The 20,335-nt window shown below is 53.4% G+C and carries 17 protein-coding genes; 2 read left to right on the top strand and 15 right to left on the bottom strand.

Going from position 1 to position 20,335, the window contains the following annotated elements:
• Positions 1 to 67: 67 nt before the first annotated feature.
• Positions 68 to 1,450 (top strand): cytochrome ubiquinol oxidase subunit I, encoded by a 1,383-nt coding sequence (locus VMT62_14420; GenBank protein ID HVN97620.1) that lies wholly within the window; start codon positions 68 to 70, stop codon positions 1,448 to 1,450.
• Complete coding sequence (gene cydB / locus VMT62_14415) at positions 1,447 to 2,448, top strand: cytochrome d ubiquinol oxidase subunit II (GenBank protein ID HVN97619.1); 1,002 nt, start codon at positions 1,447 to 1,449, stop codon at positions 2,446 to 2,448. Before VMT62_14420 ends, cydB begins: the two co-directional genes overlap by 4 nt.
• Before the next feature lie 36 nt (positions 2,449 to 2,484).
• On the opposite strand, the gene VMT62_14410 is transcribed toward cydB, so the two are convergent.
• The 15 genes from VMT62_14410 to VMT62_14340 all read right to left on the bottom strand — a co-directional run bounded on the left by VMT62_14410 (position 2,485) and on the right by VMT62_14340 (position 20,331).
• The gene (locus tag VMT62_14410; protein HVN97618.1) at positions 2,485 to 3,903 is read right to left on the bottom strand and encodes an NADH-quinone oxidoreductase subunit N; all 1,419 of its coding nucleotides are present in this window, start codon (positions 3,901 to 3,903) and stop codon (positions 2,485 to 2,487) included.
• Positions 3,900 to 5,462: an NADH-quinone oxidoreductase subunit M gene (locus VMT62_14405; GenBank protein HVN97617.1), complete on the bottom strand. Its 1,563-nt coding sequence runs from the start codon at positions 5,460 to 5,462 to the stop codon at positions 3,900 to 3,902. Before VMT62_14405 ends, VMT62_14410 begins: the two co-directional genes overlap by 4 nt.
• Complete coding sequence (nuoL, locus tag VMT62_14400) at positions 5,459 to 7,348, bottom strand: NADH-quinone oxidoreductase subunit L (GenBank protein ID HVN97616.1); 1,890 nt, start codon at positions 7,346 to 7,348, stop codon at positions 5,459 to 5,461. The genes VMT62_14405 and nuoL overlap by 4 nt, the downstream gene beginning before the upstream one ends.
• A 1-nt stretch (position 7,349) precedes the next feature.
• A complete protein-coding gene (gene nuoK, locus VMT62_14395) occupies positions 7,350 to 7,661 on the bottom strand; it encodes an NADH-quinone oxidoreductase subunit NuoK (protein HVN97615.1) in 312 nt (103 codons plus the stop codon).
• Complete coding sequence (gene nuoJ / locus VMT62_14390; GenBank protein HVN97614.1) at positions 7,658 to 8,179, bottom strand: NADH-quinone oxidoreductase subunit J; 522 nt, start codon at positions 8,177 to 8,179, stop codon at positions 7,658 to 7,660. Before nuoJ ends, nuoK begins: the two co-directional genes overlap by 4 nt.
• Positions 8,180 to 8,199: 20 nt before the next feature.
• A complete protein-coding gene (gene nuoI / locus VMT62_14385; GenBank protein ID HVN97613.1) occupies positions 8,200 to 8,715 on the bottom strand; it encodes an NADH-quinone oxidoreductase subunit NuoI in 516 nt (171 codons plus the stop codon).
• A gap of 10 nt (positions 8,716 to 8,725) precedes the next feature.
• The gene (gene nuoH, locus VMT62_14380; protein HVN97612.1) at positions 8,726 to 9,673 is read right to left on the bottom strand and encodes an NADH-quinone oxidoreductase subunit NuoH; all 948 of its coding nucleotides are present in this window, start codon (positions 9,671 to 9,673) and stop codon (positions 8,726 to 8,728) included.
• Between the two features lies 1 nt (position 9,674).
• A complete protein-coding gene (gene nuoG, locus VMT62_14375; protein ID HVN97611.1) occupies positions 9,675 to 12,407 on the bottom strand; it encodes an NADH-quinone oxidoreductase subunit NuoG in 2,733 nt (910 codons plus the stop codon).
• A complete protein-coding gene (nuoF, locus tag VMT62_14370; protein ID HVN97610.1) occupies positions 12,404 to 13,687 on the bottom strand; it encodes an NADH-quinone oxidoreductase subunit NuoF in 1,284 nt (427 codons plus the stop codon). Before nuoF ends, nuoG begins: the two co-directional genes overlap by 4 nt.
• 3 nt (positions 13,688 to 13,690) lie before the next feature.
• Positions 13,691 to 14,155, bottom strand: a complete 465-nt coding sequence (nuoE, locus tag VMT62_14365) for an NADH-quinone oxidoreductase subunit NuoE (protein HVN97609.1) — start codon at positions 14,153 to 14,155, stop codon at positions 13,691 to 13,693.
• Positions 14,156 to 14,171: 16 nt separating this feature from the next.
• On the bottom strand, positions 14,172 to 15,920 hold the full coding sequence (gene nuoC / locus VMT62_14360) for an NADH-quinone oxidoreductase subunit C/D (GenBank protein ID HVN97608.1): 1,749 nt from the start codon (positions 15,918 to 15,920) through the stop codon (positions 14,172 to 14,174).
• 123 nt (positions 15,921 to 16,043) lie between these two features.
• Positions 16,044 to 16,682 (bottom strand): NADH-quinone oxidoreductase subunit B family protein, encoded by a 639-nt coding sequence (locus VMT62_14355; protein HVN97607.1) that lies wholly within the window; start codon positions 16,680 to 16,682, stop codon positions 16,044 to 16,046.
• The gene (ndhC, locus tag VMT62_14350) at positions 16,679 to 17,017 is read right to left on the bottom strand and encodes an NADH-quinone oxidoreductase subunit A (GenBank protein HVN97606.1); all 339 of its coding nucleotides are present in this window, start codon (positions 17,015 to 17,017) and stop codon (positions 16,679 to 16,681) included. The genes VMT62_14355 and ndhC overlap by 4 nt, the downstream gene beginning before the upstream one ends.
• A gap of 514 nt (positions 17,018 to 17,531) precedes the next feature.
• Entirely contained in the window at positions 17,532 to 18,977 is a 1,446-nt protein-coding gene (locus VMT62_14345) for a S1C family serine protease (protein HVN97605.1), read from the bottom strand.
• Between the two features lie 286 nt (positions 18,978 to 19,263).
• The gene (locus VMT62_14340) at positions 19,264 to 20,331 is read right to left on the bottom strand and encodes a 3-isopropylmalate dehydrogenase (protein ID HVN97604.1); all 1,068 of its coding nucleotides are present in this window, start codon (positions 20,329 to 20,331) and stop codon (positions 19,264 to 19,266) included.
• Positions 20,332 to 20,335 lie beyond the last annotated feature (4 nt).

The raw sequence follows: 20,335 nt of genomic DNA, 5'->3' as shown, positions 1-20,335 counted from the left end.
AAACCCGGTCGATTTCTTTCTTGCCGCATTCATCTCAGCCCAGGATCATAGGTGCTCCGTGACGGATATGTTGGTCCTTTCTCGTGTTCAATTTGCCCTCACCGCTATGTTTCATATATTGTTTCCCACCCTCACCATCGGTCTAGCCTTGTTTCTTGTGGTCATCGAGCTATTGTGGCTTGCGACCGGAGACGACCTTTACTTCCGGCTGTGCCGATTCTGGACCAGGCTTTTTGCTATTAATTTCGGGGTGGGCGTGGTTACGGGAATCGTAATGGAATTCGAATTCGGCACGAACTGGTCGCATTTCTCCTCGGCCGTAGCAAACGTATTCTCACCTTATCTCTATTTTGAGGTGCTCACCGCATTTTTCCTGGAAGCGGGTTTTCTTGGGATTGTGCTCTTTGGATGGAAGAGGGTGCGTCCGGGCGTTCATTTCATGGCGACGTGCTTTGTTGCCGGCGGCGCAATGCTTTCGGCATGCTGGATCATGGCTGCCAATTCCTGGATGCAGCATCCCACGGGTTATTACGTGCAAGGCGGTAAGTTCATGGCTCAAAGTTATACAAGTGTGTTTACGAGCCTGCACTTTCTGGTTCACGCGGCACACATGATTCTTGCAGCACTGGAGACATCTGCCTTTGCCGTAGCGGGTATCAGCGCGTACTTTCTGTTGAAGGGTGCGTATATTCCCTTCTACCGCCGTTCCATGGGTGTGGCGCTCATTATGGCAGCCCTATTTGCGCCGCTTCAGGTATACCTAGGGGATCTGAACGGCCGTCAGGTTTTTCGCTACCAGTCTGCCAAGCTTGCTGCGCTGGAAGGCCACTGGGAGACAAACGAACGAGGGGGGGCACCTTTTTCGGTCATCGGTATGCCGGACATGGAAAGAGAAAAAACGCTCTTTGAGATCACTGTGCCCAACGGGCTCAGTCTTCTCGTCACACATACCCTGACCGGGCGAGTGATTGGGCTCAAGGATTTTCCAATACAGGACAGGCCAAACGCCCCCGCTATTTACTGGAGTTTTCGCGTGATGAGTGGAATCGGATTTGTCTTTCTCGCCTTCATGATGTGGGCGGCGTTGCTCTGGCGCAGGCGCCGGCTCTTCGATTACGGGCCCTTTCTGTGGACCGCAGTAGTCATTCAGCCTCTTGGCTGGGTTGCCGTTGAGACCGGCTGGCTCACATCTGAACTTGGGCGCCAGCCATGGATCGTATACAACGTGCTGCGCACGTCCGAGGGCTCATCCCCCATCCCCTCCGGCAACGTCATCTGGTCACTCGCACTCTTTCTCATGATCTTTGTGGCCATCGGTGGAAGCTATCTCTACTATGTGATAAAGACCTTAGTTAACGGCCCGGACCTTTCGAGTCCAATACCGCCTCTTCAGATGCCCATCAGCATGAAGGTCCTCATGTCCGGTGACGAACGCGAGGAGAAACCATGATGAACCTCGTAGACATCTGGGCAGCGCTCGTGGGTTTCGCCATGATTCTTTACGTGATCCTTGACGGAATCAGCCTGGGCGTGGCCCTTCTCTTCGGATTTATGAGGGGCGAAACGGAACGAGATACCCTGATGGGCTCGATTGCGCCTGTGTGGGACGCAAATCAGACCTGGCTTCTATTCGGTGGAGGTGCCATATTTGCGGCTTTTCCGCTCGTCTATGCTGTATTCTCAAGTGCGCTCTACATACCACTCGTAACCTTTATCTCCGGGCTGATTTTTCGCGGGGTCACCTTCGAGTTCAGGTCAGAAGCGAAAAGGAAACAGTCCTGGGACGGGGTATTCTGTGTCGGAAGCCTTGTTGCCGTCCTCTCTCAGGGACTCATGCTCGGCGGTATCCTGACAGGCATCCACGTCTCGCAAGGACAATTCTCCGGCGGCCCTTTTGACTGGTTCAATCCTTTTTCCGTAATGGTGGCCATAGCGCTCATCCCGGGATACGTCATGCTTGCCTCCACCTACCTAGTTTTAAAGACCGTTGGTCCCGTTCAGGCACGGGCATTTACCCATGCACTCTGGTCAGGACTCGCGGTACTGGGATTTATGGTGATCGTCACCGTGTGGACGCCCGCTCACTATCCGCTTGTGTGGACGACTTGGTTTAGCGCCCCGAGAATATACTTTGTATGGGTATTTCCTGCCACAGGCTTGGTTGCAGCCTACCGCCTCATCGTAGCCCTGAAGAGGCGCGAGGAGTCAATGCCTTTGGTCTACGCGGTGATCCTTTTTTTGTCGGGCTACCTGGGACTCGCTACGTCACTCTATCCCTTTGCCATTCCTCCGAGCATCACGATCCGGGAGGCATCTGCCCAACCGGAGACTATGCGGTTCACGCTCTGGGGCGCCATCGTGGTTCTTCCTATGGTTCTGGGATATGTCATCTACAGTTACTCCGTGTTCCGGGGAAAGGTGAATGAGCGTGGCTATTACGGCTCATAATTGAGGGGCTCGGTCACCCTGTCTTGCCTCACTCTATTACCGAAGGGCAACGGTCTCCATAAAACCCGTGACAGAGGCCGGGTACACACCGAGCAGGAGAATAAGAAGAAAGAGAGCGGTAAGAACCACAGTTCCCATGAGCGCAGGGGCTCTTGAGAGGCGCCTTCCCGGCGGGAGCACATACATGGCTGCGATTATCCTGAGGTAATAGAATAGACCTAGCGCGCTGTTTACCACGAGGATTATAACGAGGAACCAGAGGTTTGCCTGTATACCGGCGCTCATCACGTAGAACTTGCCCATAAAGCCTGCACTCAAGGGAATGCCTGCTAAGGACAGAAGCGAGGCAGTCAGGATGCCGGCGAGCCATGGGTGTTCTGACGAAAGGCCGTAATAGTCCTCAATGGTATCAGCGTCTCTTGCCCTCCCCGACAGGACGGTCACCACACCGAAGGCCCCCAGTATAGAGACGAAATAGGCAACAAGGTAATAGGCTACCGCCAAACCCTTGAGAGACCCGGTTGAAAGAAAGGCCACGAGGAGGTAGCCGAAGTGCGCTATGGAAGAGTACGCCAGGAGCCGCTTCAAGTTATCCTCAAACAGGGCAAGAAGATTACCGGCGAACATGGAGGCCACGGCAATGAGAGTAAGAATCATTGCCAGTGGGGTATTGTCACCCATCTTGATAGAAGAGAAATAACGCAGCATGATCGCAAAGAGCGCACCTTTTGAACACGTGGCCAGGAAGGCGGCCACGGGCGACGATGAGCCCTCGAATACATCCGGCGCCCACATGTGGAATGGTACCAAAGCAAGTTTGAATCCAATAGCTACCACGACCATGACCGTGCCGGCCGTGGCGGCCAGGTCCTTCGAGCCTTGAAGGACGTGGGCTACTTCAGAAAAATCCATGGCGCCTGTCCTCATGTAGATGAGCGCTATGCCGAAGAGGAGAAAAGAAGAGGCGACCATAGAGAGAATAAGGTATTTGAATCCCCCCTCTATATGACGCATATCCATGCGTTGATAGGCGATAAGCGTGTACAGGGAAACGCTCAGAATTTCTAATCCGATAAAGAAAGAGACAAAATGGGTGGCCACTGTTATGACGATCGCACCCACGGTAGCAAGAAGCAAGAGGAGATAATATTCTTCAAGGTTCTCGAGATGGAGGTTCATATAATCATATGATAGAAGGCAGACCACAAATGTCGAAGCGATGATCAGGCCCGTGTAGAAAAGCCCAAACCTGTCTACCGTAAAGAGCAAGGTCACCCGCTGCGGGACTGAGGACAGGACCGGAAAGATCGAGAACAGGGCAGCACCGAGTCCAGCCAGGCTGAGAAGAAAGATGAGCCGGTGATTTCTACGAATGGCTATGGCAACAACGATGATGATAGCGGTGAGGCCAGTTATGATGAGGGGCATGAGGGCTGTGAAATGAGCGGTTGTCACGGCTTTCCGTCTGTAAGAAATACAAATGATTCGTCGTTCATATGTGGGGGTGTATGAGCCGTTCTCGCGGCTGTCGCCTGCGTGTATAGAGAGTTCGCGATATAATTCAGGCTGCGGGCGGTCTCGCGGATACACACGTTCGGGTACAATCCAATCCACAGCAAGGCTGCCATTGCCGCCCCCAGGCCCGCCATTTCACACACTGACAGGTCACATATCTTGGTGTCGTTCCTTGACGGTCCGAAAAAGACCTTCTGAACCATTGTCAGGCTATAGAGAGATGAGGCGATAAGACCCGACACTGCAACGACGGTCAGTGAGATACTCACATGGAAGGCCCCCAAAAAGATGAGGAATTCTCCCACGAAATTGCCAAGCCCGGGCAACCCAAGAGAAGCAAGGGCAAAGAAGAGCACAGCGCCACCCAACCTTGGGGTCTGTAGCCATAAGCCGCCCAAATCCCTTAAATCCCTGGTTCGCGTCCTTTCCTGTAGCGCCCCGGCGAGCGCAAAGAGAGCCCCAGTGCTTAATCCGTGAGAGATCATCTGGATGATCGCTCCCTCAAGCGCAAGCTCATTCCCAGCCGCTATTGCGAGAAGCACAAAGCCCATGTGACTTACGCTTGTGTACGCCACGAGCCGTTTCAAATCCGTTTGGACAAATGCCAGAATTGCTCCATAGAGGATTCCTATTACCCCGACAACCATGCCGATCCCGGCAAAATGAGCCACGACGTGCGGGAAGAGCGGCAGGGCGAATCGGATAAGGCCGTATGCGCCGGTCTTAAGGAGTAACCCTGCGAGGAGAATGCTCCCTGCTGTGGGCGCTTCTGTATGTGCGTCGGGAAGCCACGTATGCAAAGGAACGGCCGGCAACTTTACTGCAAAGGCCGCGAGAAATCCAAGGAAGAGAAGGGTTGCCGGGATAGAAGCGAGCGGTTGAGCTACGAGCGCCGGATAATCGAACGTATACCTGCCCGTAGCCTGCCCGTGGGCAAAGTAGAGTCCAAGTATTGAAGCGAGCATGAAGAGACCGGAAAGCTGGGTAAAGATGAAGAACTTGGTCGCGGCGGCGGCCCTATTTTCATGGCCCCAGAGGGCAATGAGGAAATACATGGGTACGAGCATCAGTTCCCATAAGAAATAGAAGAGAAAGAGGTCCACCGCAAGGAAGACGCCCACGATCCCTGATAGACACCAGAGGAGATTGAAATGGAATAACCCGGCTCGCTCTTTAATCTCTGTCCATGAGGCGAGCACCGCCATAGTCCCCAGAAACGAAGCGAGACTGACGAGGAGTAGGCTCATTCCATCCACTGCAAGATGGAAACTGATGCCCGCTTGGTCAATCCATGGGAGTCTCATCTCGAGTAACCAGGGACCCTGATGGGCGCCCGCGGCTTGAGTGAAACATCCTATCCAGGCTACGACGACAAGGCCTAAATGGATTACCATGGTTACGAGCGACACAGAGCGAGACCACCTGTCCCCAAGTCGCCCCGAGAAGAGAGCAACAAGCCCGCCAACAAACGGCAAAAGAATGAGCCAGAGAAGTATCATGAGAGAAGTACCATGGCCAGGAACACGATTGCGCCGAGCAATATGGCCGCCGCATAGTAACGTACCTTGCCTGACTGAGTGTAGCTCAGTAGAACGGAGCCGGTGTGAGCGGCATGAGCAATCGCCTCAAAGACCACGTCCACTGCATCTTCCTTGTTTACCCGTACAAATCTTATAAAAGGTCTGACAAGGCATGTTTCGTAGAGCCAATCAAAGCCCCAGCCCGAGAACCAGTATAGGTGTACGGTTTTCATGAAACTACTCTTTTGTGTACTCGGGGCTCTCGCGTTCTTGAAGTAGAACTGGTATGCCAGATAGATCCCTGATACGGAGACCGCCGAAGCCACGGCCATGAGCATTGTATGAGGTATTGCAAGTCCGGAGAGTAACGGGCCCGGAGGCAGGCACCTTTCGAGGAGTTGTAAAAAAGGCCTGGGCCCGGGAAACGTCTCGGGCAGAGCCAAAAATCCACTCGTTAAGGAGAGAAAAGATAGACAGACGAGGGGAATAGACATGGTCCGACCCGAAACGGAAGAAACAGGGGATTTTGAAGCCCCGAAAAAAACCAAAAAGACCACGCGAAACGAGTAGAGGGATGTGAGAAAGGCGCCAATAAGTCCTGCGGCAAAGAGCCACCAATTGCTACTCGCAGAAGCAAATACATCAACAAGGATCAGTTCCTTGCTATAAAAACCTGCAGTTACGAGTGGAAGCGCGGAAAGCGAAGCGGCGCCAATAAGAAACGTCCAAAACGCAAGGGGGATGCGTCTCTTAAGCCCGCCCATCTTGAACATATCGTGTTCCCCGCCCAAAGCTTTAATCACCACACCAGCCGCGAGAAAGAGAAGGGCTTTAAAAAAGGCGTGGGTCATAAAATGAAAAATAGCCGCTGACCACGCTTTGACCCCCAGGGCGAGAAACATGTAGCCTATCTGACTCAACGTCGAGTATGCAAGAACCCTCTTGATATCTCGTTGGCTGAGGGCGCTCGTGGCGCCTATGAGAAGAGTGGCCGCCCCGATTATCGCGACAACTGTGAGCACAGCCGGCGCAAGCTCGAAAAGTGGATGCATCCTGGCGATGAGATATACCCCTGCGGCTACCATAGTTGCGGCATGAATGAGCGCACTCACAGGGGTGGGCCCGGCCATGGCATCGGGAAGCCACGTCTGCAACGGAATCTGGGCAGACTTTCCCACAGCGCCGGCAAGCAGCAAGGAAGCCACGGCGAGGGCGATGGGAGAGGCTGCCGGCCATTGTGCCGACGCGCCTTGAAAAACCTGCGGAATGGCGAGTGTCCCTAAATTTCTATAGATCAGGAATAACCCCACCACCATGGCCGCATCACCAATTCGAGTCACAATAAACGCCTTCATAGCCGCACGTACGTTGTCCGGATCTTTGTACCAGAATCCGATGAGCAGATAGCTGCAGAGACCTACGCCCTCCCAACCGAGATACAGCAGGAGCAGGTTGTCAGCCAGCACAAGAACGAGCATGGAGCCCACAAAAAGATTCATATATGCGAAGAAACGATTGATCCCCTCGTCACTTGCCATAAACCCCATGGAATATAGATGAATGAGGAAACCTACGAGCGTAATCACAACGATCATTGCAAGAGAGAGGAAGTCCACGTAAAAACCTACGGTCGGGGCAAGTCCTCCTGCCTTAAACCAGACCCAGAAAGTTCTTGTCCACACGTCCGAGGCGGGTGGAATGGCGACGAACCTCCAACATACAAGGATCGCGCAAAGAGCCGATGCACCGAGGGTTCCTGTGCCTATGAGGGGAGCAACGCTCCTACCTATCCTCGAGCCCGCACATATGAGGACGAGAAATCCGACAAAGGGTAAGGCCGGGATCAAGGGGAGAAGCTCGAACATATCAGCCTCGCATTCTCCTCTCAGTATCGGCGTCAAGTCCTCGGTGGGAGTGATAGAACCAGAGAATGAGCGCAAGACCAACCGAGACCTCTGCCGCGGCCGCAGAGAGGATAAAGATAAACATGATCTGGCCGTCAGGCTCAGCCCACTTTGCCCCTGCTGCTACGAAGGCAAGCCCTGTGGCGTTGAGCATAATCTCAAGAGATAAAAGCATGAATATGACGTTTCTCCTGATGAGAACGCCCGTCATTCCCACCAGAAATATGATACCTGCCACGCCGAGCCCCGATTCCGGAGAGACAATCCATGTCATGTACGCTCGTCCTCCTCATATCGCGCCCGCCGTAAGAGATGGTGTGCAAGATGGTACGCTCCCACGAGGCCGGCGAGAAGAAGCACAGAGGCTAGTTCAACTCCAAGAAGATAAGGCCCAAAAAGGCTCACGCCCACCTGCTTGGGCGTGACTGTGGACCCTATGGTCGTTGAAGCACCTGTGAAGGCCGTTACGTAGATTACTTCCGCCCCGAGAATGAGAGTCATAATACAAGGAACGACCCACGCCGTAGGCCTCAAGTAGTCCTTTTCCTGTCTCAACGACCTGTGTAGATCAAGCATCATGATGACGAAGATGAAGAGCACCATGATGGCGCCTCCGTAGATTATCACTTCGAGCGCTGCAGCAAAGGGCGCTCCGAGGATAAAGAATATTACGGCCACGGAGATAAAAGATAAAATAAGGTAGAGGAGCGCATGGATCGCATGCGCACAGGTAATGACCATGGTACTCGACAGAATTGCGAGGCAAGCTGCTATTAGAAAGGCAATCACCATTTGAGTTTGTTGACGATCCTTTAAGGCATGAGATCGGTTACATCCACCGGCGGTTCTTCGTTTTGCGCCTGGCCCTTGTTCTTGCCCGAAACCGCCACGCCCGCAACCTGGTAAAAATCATAGTCAGGATATTTACCCGTTCCACATATGAGAAGGTCTTCCTTTTCGTACACAAGGCTCGATCGATCGTATTCGCCCATCTCGAAGTCGGTGGTGAGCTGAATGGCTCGCGTGGGGCAGGCTTCCTCACAAAAACCACAAAAGATGCACCGCGAGAAGTTGATCCGGAAGAATTCGGGATACCTCCTTCCGGACTCGTCTTCGCGAGCCTCAAGCGCAATACAGTCTACAGGACAGGCCGCGGCGCACAGATAACAGGCCACGCATCGTTCCTGTCCCTTGGGATCACGGGAGAGTATGATTCTCCCCCTCCATCTTGGCGGAACGCGCGGTCGTTCTTCGGGGTAGAGGATGGTCTCCCGCCTGCGAAAGGTGTGCAACAAAACAGTCCAGATCACTCTCAATATGCTCAGCATGGCATGAGAATTAGCCTCCTCGGGCTAGTACAAAAGCACCCACAGCGAGGAGGTTGAGAAGCGAGAGGGGAAGCATCACCTTCCAGGCAAGGGACATGAGTTGGTCATACCGGGGCCTGGGAAGAGAAGCCCTGAGAAGCACAAACACCGAGACGCAGACAAAGAGTTTAGCGAGAAACCAGACGATCGGCGGAAGGTACGGCCCCATCCAGCCGCCGAAAAAGAGCGTGACCGTGAGCGCGGACATGAAGATAACGCCGAGGTACTCACCTACAAAGAACATGCCGAACTTCATGCCCGAGTATTCAGTATGGTATCCGGCCACAAGTTCCGTCTCTGCCTCCGGAAGATCGAAGGGAAGCCGTCTCGTCTCGGCGATGGCCGCTATGGCAAAGATTATGAAGCCTGGAAACTGGGGAATGAAGAACCAGAGTCCCCTTTGGGCCTCTACGATATCTCGCAGGTTAAACGAGCCTGCGAGCATTACTACACCGAGAATGGAAAGCCCCATGAAAACCTCGTAGCTCAGCATTTGGGCTATGCCCCTCAAGCTCCCAAGCAGTGCATACTTGTTGTTCGAGGACCAGCCCGCGAGCACGATGCCGTAAACCCCAAGGGAGGATGTGGCAAGGAAAAAGAGTACTCCTATATTGAGATTGACCACAGCAAAATGGGGGGTCACGGGGATCACCGCAAGCGCCAAAAGCGCACAGGCCATGATAATCGCCGGTGCCATGACGAAAAGCGCCCTGTCCGCAAATGGTGGCACCCAGTCTTCTTTGGTGAGTATCTTAATCATATCGGCTACAACCTGAAGAATCCCCAGTGGACCGACCCTGTTCGGTCCATAACGATCCTGCCAGAGGGCAAGAAGTCTCCGTTCGATCCAGATAAGGGAAGCCGAAGAGGAAAGGGCCGCTATAAGCATGCAAAGGGCTATGAGTACTGATCTTATCATCTTAGTCTTCGCCCTCCGCTTTTCTTATTCTCGCAATTTGGGACGGACGTATCTGCCCAGGCCCCGCGATACCGACTGGAATCCCCGCCAGTCCTCTGGCCAGAGAAACATCTATTCTTGCAGGAAGCCGGTAACGCTCGCCATCCACGAATACATCGACTTCCTCCGAGTCTTTTGTACCGAGCGCGGCTGCATCATCAGCGTTAAGACTGATATAAGGCCTGGGAGCCAATTCTCGGATGGCAGGAGCGAGCATACTCATCTCGTCAGAGCCGAACACGTGAAACAGGGGATGACAGCGAAACTCTCGATTTAGCGGCCTGAAGGGGTCTGGAATCTCATCAAAATACGATCCATTGCCTGGCTCCTGTGGCTTTATCAGTTTCACTGCCACGTCCTGGTTCCGCAGGTCGCCACCCGGCTCTTTCTGGAACCTGTTGACCGATTGAACCGAATTCCATCCCGGCGACCAGAACCGTGTGATGAGCGAAGAGGGGGGTTGTCCCGTATATCCTTCCATGGAAAAACAGAGGGCTGAATCCGGATCGTCCTGTGGGTGAGGTTCGTCCACAGATACCCGGGCATCTTTTGCTGTTCTGCCACTATATCGATGGGACTGACGAGGAATCTTTTGTCCGATCATCCGAAAGTCTGCACGAGGCGCAACTCCTGCAAGGGGAGCAAACACGGGCAGGGAACCGGCGAGTTCAGAGATGACTTCATCCTGGTTTGCCCAACTCTGTGTTGCGGGCGAATGTGATGCCCGATTGAGCTCGCTTAACCAGCGCCAGCTCGTCTTTATCGCCCCGTCCGGCGCAAAGACGCGAAAAAACCGTTGGGCGCGGCCTTCATTGTTCACGACTGTCCCGTCGCTCTCCGTGAAGCTTGCCGCCGGCAGCAGAAATTCGGCTCTCTCTGAAGTGTCATTCAAGTACTGGTCGATGACTATTATATGCCGCAAAGCTCCGAGAAGCTTAAGGACCTTAGCGGCTTCGGTTCTGCGGAAGAGATCATTTTCAAGTATTATTGCCGTATGGGCTTCTCCTTTATCGACAGCGTTGAGCGCGCCCTCGAGTGTCTTTCCACCCATGAGCGCGACTCCCATGGTGTTGCACTCGGCAGGGATAATCGATATTGAGGCGGATTTGCCTGCTTTTGCCAGGGCGCGCGCCACGTTTTCCGCTGCCCTGAGTAATGTTCTGCTTCCACATCCCATACCTGACAGGATAAGCGGTCTATCCGCCTTAATTAAGCCGGAGGCTATATTTCGAGCGAGCAGGCTCGCCTCCCTTGTCAATTCGTAGGGCGCCGGAGCTTGAGGATCAATCACACGGGCAACAGCAAATCCAAGGCGGGCCACCTCATCAGGGGCCCCGCGATAGGTGGTTGAGGCGAAATCGTCAAGCCAAGTGCCCTGAGGTGAAGCGATGAAAAGAGGGCCCCTTTTTTGCTGGCAAGCTTCTCGCACACCCCTATCATCCCAAGGAGGAATACCGAGCCTCGCCGCAATCTCCATGGGTTTTCGACGGATCGATTGGAGTATTGCGAGGGCCATCATTGGGGCTGTGTTCGCCACATCCTCGCCTAACACGAAGACCGCGTCATGAGCGGCAACATCTTTGAGGGACGGGGTAGGGTGCTTGGCCCGCGACAATATGTCAACGGTAAGGATAGCAAGGGCGTGCTCAGCCTCGGCGAGGCCGGGATAGAACCTCTCGGCACCAACAAGGCGACGCAGCGCAAAGTTTGCCTCCAGGGAAGCCCTGGGTGAGCCAATGCCGATGATTCCGGAACCGGCAGGAAGAAGGGCGCGGGCCAGGAATTGAGCAAGGATTTTCTCTGTCACGGGCTCAAGCCGGCCTTTGTCGCTCGCTCTCATCATAGGCTGCCTGATCCTTCTCGGGCTGTTCACAAACTCATAGCCGTATCGTCCACGGTCACACAGAAAATAACTGTTTATCTCGGCGTTGTAGCGGTTCGAGACGCGCCTCAGTGTGCCGTAGCGTTCCGCCGGGATTGTGTTGCAGCCGAGACTGCAATGCACGCACACAGAGGGTGCGCTCTGAAGGTCCCATTTCCTTACATAATGCTTTTTCAGGGTTTTGTCCGTAAACACACCGGTAGGACATATCTCCACAAGATTCCCGCTGAAAGCGCTCTGTAAAACTCCATCTTCGAAGCGCCCGAAATATACATGATTCTTGAAGCCGAAGACATTGAAGTCCCGCCCCCCGGCAAAATCACGGTAGAAGCGCACGCAGCGGTAGCATTGGATGCAACGGTTCATCTCGTGGTTGACGAGTGGACCCAAATACTGGTTCCGGTGGGTTCGTTTGGCGTACCTGAACGTGCGGTAGGCGTGACCGGTCATGACCGTCATATCCTGAAGATGGCATTCGCCTCCTTCATCACATACCGGGCAGTCATGCGGATGGTTTGTCATGAGCCACTCTATGACGCTTGCCCGGAATGCCTTTGCCTCGCTGTGATCGATGGAGATCCTTATTCCGTCTGTTATTGCCGTCATACAGGACATGACAATCCTGCCTCGAGTATCCTGGTCGTCCCTGAAAAGTACGACCGCGCACTGACGGCAAGCACCTACTGAATGAAGCGCCGGATGCCAGCAGAAGTGGGGGATGTCGAACCCGAGGGAAAGACAGGCATGGAGGAGATTATCCCCCTCGGTTGCCTCATACGGTTTGTTGTCTATGTAGATTGTGGCCACGGTCATTCAAAGGGACATCGTCGTTGGCGGATGTGTTCTTCAAAATCCTCCCTGAAGTACTTGAGGGCGCTCTGAATAGGCTCCATTGCCCCGGGCGCGTGCACACAAAAAGTGTGGCCGGGGCGCAGAAGCCGTGTGTGCATCTCTAAGATGTCCAAATCTTCAGGACGGCCATCACCGGACTCTATGCTCGCGAGCGTCTTCTCAACCCAGGGGAGTCCCTCCCGACAGGGGGTACACCAGCCGCATGATTCCCGCGCAAAGAACCTCTCAAGGTTGTGGACCATGCCCACGGGACAGGTTCTCTGATCAAGGACGATCATGGTTCCCGTGCCCAGGCGGCTTCCGGCCTTTTGTAAAGAGGCGAAATCCATCTTTACATCCATATGGTCTCCTACAAGAAAATCGGTCGAGGCGCCTCCAGGAATCACGGCCCGGAACGTATATCCGTCCTGCATCCCCCGGGCATGTTCCTCGAGGAGCTCCCGGATCGTGGTGCCCATGGGCAATTCCCACACTCCAGGATTCTTGACCCTTCCGCTCACGCCGTAGATCTTTGTGCCCCCGTCATCCGATTTACTTAAAGACCTGTACCATTCGGCGCCGTTTCTCACGATGTGGGGAATATTCGAAAGGGTCTCTGCATTGTTCACAATGGCAGGAAGTCCGAAAGCTCCGCAGGCCTGGGGAAATGGAGGCCTTGAGCGCGGTATCGGCCTCTCACCTTCAAGGGCATTGAGTAGCGCCGTCTCCTCGCCGCAGATGTAGCGACCTGCGCTCACATGGAGGTCCATTTCCATGGTGAACCCCGATCCTAAGATATTTTTCCCAAGATATCCCTTTGTGTATGCCTCAGTTATCGCCTGTGAGAGCCTCTTTTGGGATTTCGCGTAGGCCCATCGAAGAAAAATAATGGCTATGTCCGCCTGGATGGCGTAACCCGCTATGATAAGTCCCTCGATCAGTTGATGCGGGTTACCTTCCATGAGAAGACGGTCCTTAAAGGTCCCCGGCTCCATCTCATCAGAGTTCGAGATGATGTATTTGGGCCGGGGTGCATCACTACCCATGGGTATAAGACCCCATTTCTGACCCGTAGGGAAACCAGCGCCGCCCCTGCCCCTGAGGTTGGAATCTTTCACAACATTCTGCACTTCTTGAGGCGTCATGGCGGCAAGCGCTTTCCGTAGACCTTCATAGCCGCCCGTAGCCACATATTCGCTGACGCTCAAGGGCTCGCCATCCGCCCTCATGGCGGCCGTGAGTGGGTATTCTGCGGCGTGCATGGCTTAGCTGTACCTTTCGAGTATGCTGTCTATCTTTGCCGGGGTCAGATCCCCATAGAGTTCATCGTCTATCATGAGGGCAGGGGCGTGGTCACATGCGCCAATGCAACTCACCGGCAGCACTGTAAAGTTATGATCTAACGTAGTTTCGCCGAGCGTCACACCAAGCCGTTTGGTGATGTGATCTAATATACTTTCATACCCCATGATCCAGCAGGTGACATTATCACAAATATAGATTACATGTCGTCCGACCGGTTTCCGGAAGATGAAAGGATAGAAAGTGGCAATGGCATCAAGCTCATCCGGGGTCATTCCGAGTAAAGCCGCCAGATCCCTAATTGCTTCGTCGGATATGAAGCCACGCCGTTGTTGAAGCATTTTAAGGGCCTCCACACTATGGGACCGGGGCTCACCGATTTTACTTAATACGGTTTGAATTTCGCCTATCTCTTTGTCTGTGAGCATGGTACGCGTTTGCCTTCTACCGGTCTACATCGCCCATCACATAGTCGATACTTCCCAGGATCGCTATGAGGTCGGAGACGAGAAGCCCCTTGCAGAGAGACGGCACCATTTGCAAGTGGGCAAAAGACGGGGTCCTGATGCGTGTGCGGTATGAACCAGTATTTCCATCACTGATTAAATAGTAGCTGTTATTCCCTTTGGCAGATTCGCATGCGAAGGCCGTCTCTCCCGGTGGTACTATGGGCCCCCAGGCCGTCTGCACAAAATGATGGATCAACGTTTCAATATCGTGCAAGGTCCGTTCTTTCAGGGGAGGGGTGGTGAGGGGGTGGTGGGCCTTGTATGGTCCGGCGGGCATCCCGTCCACGCACTGCTTAATGATCTTCAAGCTCTGACGCATCTCTTCAACACGCAGCACGGCCCTGGCGTAGCAGTCACCACCGGTCCCTACAGGCACATCAAATTCGAATTGATCGTAGCCCGAATAGGGCCTTTTTTTGCGAAGGTCCCATTCAAGGCCGCAGGCCCTGAGGTTGGGACCGGTTACGCCCCACTCAATGGCCTCTTCAAGGGTGTACCGGCCTACACCCTGTGTACGCATCTTGAACAATCTGTTCTTGAGCACTAATCTTTCCAGCTCTATGATCCTCGAAGGCATATAGCTCAAGAACTCTCTTATGAGTTCGTCCCATCCTTCGGGCAAATCCTCGGCCACGCCGCCGATGCGGAACCATTCGGGATGCATGCGTCCTCCGCAGATAGCCTGGATAATATAGAGGATGCGTTCCCTATCGTTAAACGTATAGAAAACTGGTGACATGGCCCCCGTATCCTGGGCGAGGGTACCGTAAAAAACCAAGTGGCTCGCGATGCGAAAGAGCTCCGCCACCATTATGCGGACCATCTTCGCCCTGTCAGGAACCTCAATTCCGGCCATCTTTTCAACCGCAAGAACATAGGGAAAATTGTTGAGAGACCCGGCCAGATAGTCGATCCGGTCCGTATAGGGGATGTAGGTGTGCCAGGTCTGTCTCTCCCCCATTTTTTCGGCGCCGCGATGATGATAACCAATCTCGGGTACGGCGTCGACGATCTCTTCACCGTCCAGCTCCAACACAATGCGGAACATGCCGTGCGTGCTTGGGTGGTTAGGTCCCACGTTGAGGAACATAAAATCTGTATCGCGTCCGTGTCTCTTCATGCCCCAGTCCTCGGGGTGGAAACAGAGCGCTCGCTCTTGTTCTTCCGCATCCAGGTTGGACATGTGGAATGGCGCTCCCTCGGTGGCCCTCGCCGGATGGTCCTTGCGAAGCGGGTGTCCGTTCCAGGCAGAGGGCATGAGGATCCTTCTTAGACGCGGGTGGCCTTCAAAGTCGATACCGAACATGTCCCACGCCTCACACTCATACCAATCCGCAGAAGGCCATATAGAAGTAACGCTCGGGACTGAAGGCTTCTCCGTATTCAAAGGAACCTTGATGCGCAGGTCCTGGTTTCTCTCATAAGAAATCAGGTGATAAACCATGGTGAACACGCTTTCCGGTTGTTGACCCCTATGGATCCGTCCGCGCTCATCGATGGCCGTGAGATCATAGAGTACCTTATAGGGCATCTCTGCCTCGGCCTTCACATAGTTCAGCACGGAGGCGAGATCTTTCCTATTAGCCCAGAGGGTGGGAATGTTGTCTAATGTGGACTGCTCATAGAGGATGGCCTGAGCGAAACGCCCGTTAAGCTCAGATGCAATGGCCTGGTCTAAATTCATATGGTCGAGTGGGCTTAAGGACGAGGTGGATTCGTCCGAAATATTGAAGGATTGCAGTTGAGCGCAGTGCTCGATATCCACCTGTGGCCGAATCTGCCCAGGTATCGTACCGAATTATTGGTTTTAGACCTCATCGGGTGCAGGAAAAGTGGTGGCCGACCCCCGGGATGCACGCTTCACATCCCTGAATACCGGTCGGCCCGGTCTTTGCCTTTGTCTTACCTCTGACAGCCAGGTGAGAGGCCTCTTTTCCGATCCGACAGCGTCACGGAGAAGCAAAAGCCCTTCCATAAAAGCGTACGGGCTCGGAGGACAGCCCGGAATATAAACATCTACAGGAAGAAATTTGTCTACCCCTTGAACCACACTGTATATATCGTACATGCCGCCCGAATTGGCACAGGAACCCATGGAGATTACCCATCTCGGTTCCATGAGTTGTTCGTAGAGCCGCCTGATAACCGGTGCAAGCTTGATAAAGGGCGTGCCCGCAATAACCATGAGGTCGGCCTCTCTGGGCGAGCTGCGGATCACTTCAGCGCCGAAGCGGGCGATATCATATTTGCTCGTAATGCTCGTAGCCATCTCGACATAGCAACAAGAAGGACCAAAATTGAATGGCCAGATGGAGTTCTTGCGGCCCCACGAAATAAGCAGGTCAAGCCTCGATAAGACAAAACTGCCGCAGGTGAGCGACTCGAGTCCCCCCCTCTGAACATGCGTACCGGACGATTTTCCGGTTCCTGTCAGGGACCATTTCATGGCGTATCAGCCGGTCCCGTTTTGTGATCTCGCCGTGCTGGCGCGCTCCAGTTGAGAGCATTCATGCGCCAGAGATAGACCAGGGCGATAAATAAAATGCCTATGAATACAACGGCTTCCATATAGCCCAGCCACCCGGTCTCCCTCACGGAAATTGCCCAGGCAAAAAGGAATACAGCTTCAAGGTCAAAGATAACGAAGAACATTGCGATGAGATAGTACTTCACATCAATCCTCATTCGGGCAGGACCGATGAGTGGCATACCTGACTCATAGGGCTCGTTGGTTGCGCGATCTTTGTGGCGTTCGCCCAGCAGATAGGAAAGGGCTATCATTGAGGCCACCAGCAACACGGTGCCCACACCGTAAAAGACAAAAGGCAAGAGCGAGGTGGAATCAGCGGTTTCTATTGACGCCTCCCGGTTTTACTTCGTTGTCAGTTTTCACGGTCCCCGCTTTTTGGGTCTATCGATGGCGATTTGTCACCCGCGGGTGCCAAAAGTGAACAAGGTACCCCCCTTCGTTACCCCTGTTCCTTTGAGGAAACGCGCCACGTACACGATTGTGCACGTTTAATACTAAGTCCTATCGTCCCCATGTCAAGGATTAGGGTTACGACGCTTTTGAGAGATGGGTATTGTGTGTGGGCAGGCCGTTTATCGTTCGCATTATTCAATCTACGTTGATGCGCGACCAGAGTATCGGTGGAGGTGGCCTTCGTCTTCTACCTCGTGCCGCTCCGCCGCCATGTGATTTGCCACAGGTCGCCGGTTAGCTGAACATCAGGTCGCACCTTTCCCCGTCGGATGACGCACGCTCTCCCGTGATACGGGACGGGATGCTCGCATTTTACGGTGAGTTCACGCGATAGCATTCATTTCGCATCTGGCCGAGCCGCTGCTCAAGGAGGCTCGCCATATTGTAAGGCAGGGAACAGCTATCCTGCTGGTTGTTCTTTCTGCAGTAGTCGTTCCAAGTCCATTGGTACTGATTGGTGGCGTTCTGGAGACAGTCGGAGAGGGCCTTGTTGCGGGCCTCGGCCATCTCCTGGGAACGCTTTTTGCGTTCCGCGGCTTCATCCTGGAGACGTCTCTCAATCTTCTCTTTTTGTTCCTGAATATCTCTATTGGCCGCCTCCACTTTCTCATTGAGCTCGCGCCTTCGCCGCTCTCTTTCCCATTGTTCTTCTATGGCTCGGTCTTTCATCCTGTTGATCTCATCCGTGGGCATCTGTGTCAGCTCTTCAAGTTTCTTCGTCTCGCGCGCCATGGCCTGATTGAGTTCAGCATCGCTCATCTGTGCCTTCTTCTCAATGTACGGCCTCACATCATTGATTGCGATGGCAAAACCGATGCCCTCGATAGCCACATTGGCCAGTTTTAGGAAATTGATCCCCACAACCTCTCCGCGTGTGTTGACGAGAGGGCCGCCGCTGTTCCCGGGATTGATCGCCGCATCGGTTTGTATAATCTCCCCCTGAAGAAATGGAACCGTTCTCCTGGTCGAACTGATGATACCTTTAGTAAAGGAGAAATCGAGGTTGAAAGGAGCTCCGGCGGCGATGACCGTGTCCCCCTCCGCGCATCTGGCGCTGTCACCCAGGCGGAGGGGCTCGTAGATACGATTTGCGGTTGCCTTTATCAGGGCGAAGTCCCTCTGTTCGTCGAGCATCACAAGATTCACATCTGTCTGAAATCCATCGGAGAATATTGCGGTTGCGGTCTTTTCTCTCATAACATGCGCGTTCGTGACGATATAGCCTTGTTTGTCCACAACAAATCCCGAACCGGTACCCGAACTACCTACGTGGATGGTGACAATCGACGGTTTTATCCTCTTAATGATAGAGGCGCTGTCAAGGTCGCCCTTGGGAGCTGAAGCAATCATGACGAATGGACGGCCGAAGTACGCAAGGCCTGCTGCCAGGGCGACGAGGATAAGAAGAGTGGCGATCAAGAGGGGAAGTCGCAGGGAGCGCGAAGACGGACGGTCAGACGAATCGACGACCCTGGAACGAGTTGCATCCGGGCTGATCGTTTGCCGTGGGGGATCTGTTTGAGAGGGGCTCCGAAGCGCTTCGGGGGATAATCCTTCCGATCTGTCAGGCACGTGCTCAGCTTTGAGGAAGTTGAGGAGATAATCATGCGCCCAAAGGATTTCCTTGGATTGATCCCATGGTATAAGTCCCTGATGAATCTTCTGGGTGAGGCGCTGATACGAAAGCTCAACGTCCTCTATGCCGGCGTCCTCGGATAGGCCTATTATCTGGTAGCATCTTATAAGGTTAGTATCCATGTCGATTGTCTATTAGCATATTTTATGGGTAACAGGTTATTTGTCAAGCATGGAATTTGGAAAGGGGTGTATGGCGAGCAGTCCTGACGCTAAGAGGCGTGCGTAATGCAAGTTGACATAATATCTATTATCAGCACTAATACCACAGATCGCACTCATTCCGAAAACACCCAACAAATATACCATAGTAGTTTTTGATAGTAACGCAACATCATTGATAATGCACCATAGCTATAACATTCAACTAACTAGAACTAAACCAAACTTGCCACCATACCGGAGCATCTCACAGGGCTAAGACATACTTTTTGATTAGATCCCCGACCTGGCTCGTACCCATTCCCATTTTTCCTGCCTCGAGCGATCTGATGTCCTTGTTTAACGCATACTGCACGCTCTTTTCAATTAACCGCGCGGCCTCACCCTCGCCGAGGAATTCAATCATCATGGCACCGGCAAGTATTCCAGCCAGCGGATTTATAACGTTCTTCCCGGTGTATTTCGGGGCCGACCCTCCGATTGGCTCATACATGGATACGCCCTCCGGATTAATGTTACCGCCACAGGCGATTCCCATGCCCCCCTGAATCATCGCCCCTAAATCAGTAATAATATCGCCGAACATGTTGTCTGTGACGATCACGTCGAACCATTCAGGATTCTTGATCATCCACATGCAGGTCGCATCCACGTGAGCATAATCCGTATGAATTTCAGGATATTCCTTTGCAATCTCATAAAAGGCTCTCTCCCATAGATTGAAAGCATACGTAAGTACGTTGGTTTTCCCGCATAAGGTGAGTTTCCGCTCTTTGTTCCTCTTCTTAGTATACTCAAAGGCAAATCTCAGGCATCGCTCCACGCCCTTTCTGGTGTTAATTGACTCCTGAACCGCCACTTCGTCTTTTGTTCCCTTCTTGAGCGTACCTCCGGCGCCCGCATACAGACCTTCAGTGTTTTCGCGGACGACCACAAAGTCGATCTCCTTGGGCCCTTTGTCCTTGAGCGGAGTATCCACGCCTTCATACAGCGTGACCGGCCTCAGATTAATATATTGATCAAGCTCAAAGCGTGTCCTCAATAGGATCTCTTTTTCAAGTATCCCCGGGGTAACACCCGGATGGCCGATTGCGCCAAGATATAGAGCATCGTGTTGCTTGAATTCGCTGAGAATTCCCTCAGGCAGCGTCTCCTTCGTCTTGAGATAACGCTCGCCGCCTATATCGTATTGTGTGTATTTGAGTTTGAATCCAAGCCTTTCTGAGGTCGCATTAAGAACTTTAATCCCTTCGGCTATGACCTCGGGTCCTGTCCCATCGCCGGGTATTACGCCAATATTGTATTCCTTCGTCATACTT

This window comes from Syntrophorhabdaceae bacterium, from assembly GCA_035541755.1.
Lineage (GTDB): Bacteria > Desulfobacterota > Syntrophorhabdia > Syntrophorhabdales > Syntrophorhabdaceae > PNOF01.
Note: the sequence above shows the minus strand (reverse complement) of the source record. Positions and strands in the feature narration are given on the sequence as shown.

Excerpts from the sequence above, each read along its gene's own strand:
- VMT62_14420 (HVN97620.1), top strand. The coding sequence starts at position 68 with ATGTTGGTCCTTTCTCGTGTTCAATTTGCCCTCACCGCTATGTTTCAT.
- cydB (HVN97619.1), top strand. The coding sequence starts at position 1,447 with ATGATGAACCTCGTAGACATCTGGGCAGCGCTCGTGGGTTTCGCCATG.
- VMT62_14405 (HVN97617.1), bottom strand. The coding sequence starts at position 5,462 with ATGATACTTCTCTGGCTCATTCTTTTGCCGTTTGTTGGCGGGCTTGTT.
- nuoL (HVN97616.1), bottom strand. The coding sequence starts at position 7,348 with ATGTTCGAGCTTCTCCCCTTGATCCCGGCCTTACCCTTTGTCGGATTT.
- nuoK (HVN97615.1), bottom strand. The coding sequence starts at position 7,661 with ATGACATGGATTGTCTCTCCGGAATCGGGGCTCGGCGTGGCAGGTATC.
- nuoJ (HVN97614.1), bottom strand. The coding sequence starts at position 8,179 with ATGGTGATTGCCTTTCTAATAGCAGCTTGCCTCGCAATTCTGTCGAGT.
- nuoI (HVN97613.1), bottom strand. The coding sequence starts at position 8,715 with ATGCTGAGCATATTGAGAGTGATCTGGACTGTTTTGTTGCACACCTTT.
- nuoH (HVN97612.1), bottom strand. The coding sequence starts at position 9,673 with ATGATAAGATCAGTACTCATAGCCCTTTGCATGCTTATAGCGGCCCTT.
- nuoG (HVN97611.1), bottom strand. The coding sequence starts at position 12,407 with ATGACCGTGGCCACAATCTACATAGACAACAAACCGTATGAGGCAACC.
- nuoF (HVN97610.1), bottom strand. The coding sequence starts at position 13,687 with ATGCACGCCGCAGAATACCCACTCACGGCCGCCATGAGGGCGGATGGC.
- nuoE (HVN97609.1), bottom strand. The coding sequence starts at position 14,155 with ATGCTCACAGACAAAGAGATAGGCGAAATTCAAACCGTATTAAGTAAA.
- nuoC (HVN97608.1), bottom strand. The coding sequence starts at position 15,920 with ATGAATTTAGACCAGGCCATTGCATCTGAGCTTAACGGGCGTTTCGCT.
- VMT62_14355 (HVN97607.1), bottom strand. The coding sequence starts at position 16,682 with ATGAAATGGTCCCTGACAGGAACCGGAAAATCGTCCGGTACGCATGTT.
- ndhC (HVN97606.1), bottom strand. The coding sequence starts at position 17,017 with ATGATAGCCCTTTCCTATCTGCTGGGCGAACGCCACAAAGATCGCGCA.
- VMT62_14345 (HVN97605.1), bottom strand. The coding sequence starts at position 18,977 with ATGGATACTAACCTTATAAGATGCTACCAGATAATAGGCCTATCCGAG.
- VMT62_14340 (HVN97604.1), bottom strand. The coding sequence starts at position 20,331 with ATGACGAAGGAATACAATATTGGCGTAATACCCGGCGATGGGACAGGA.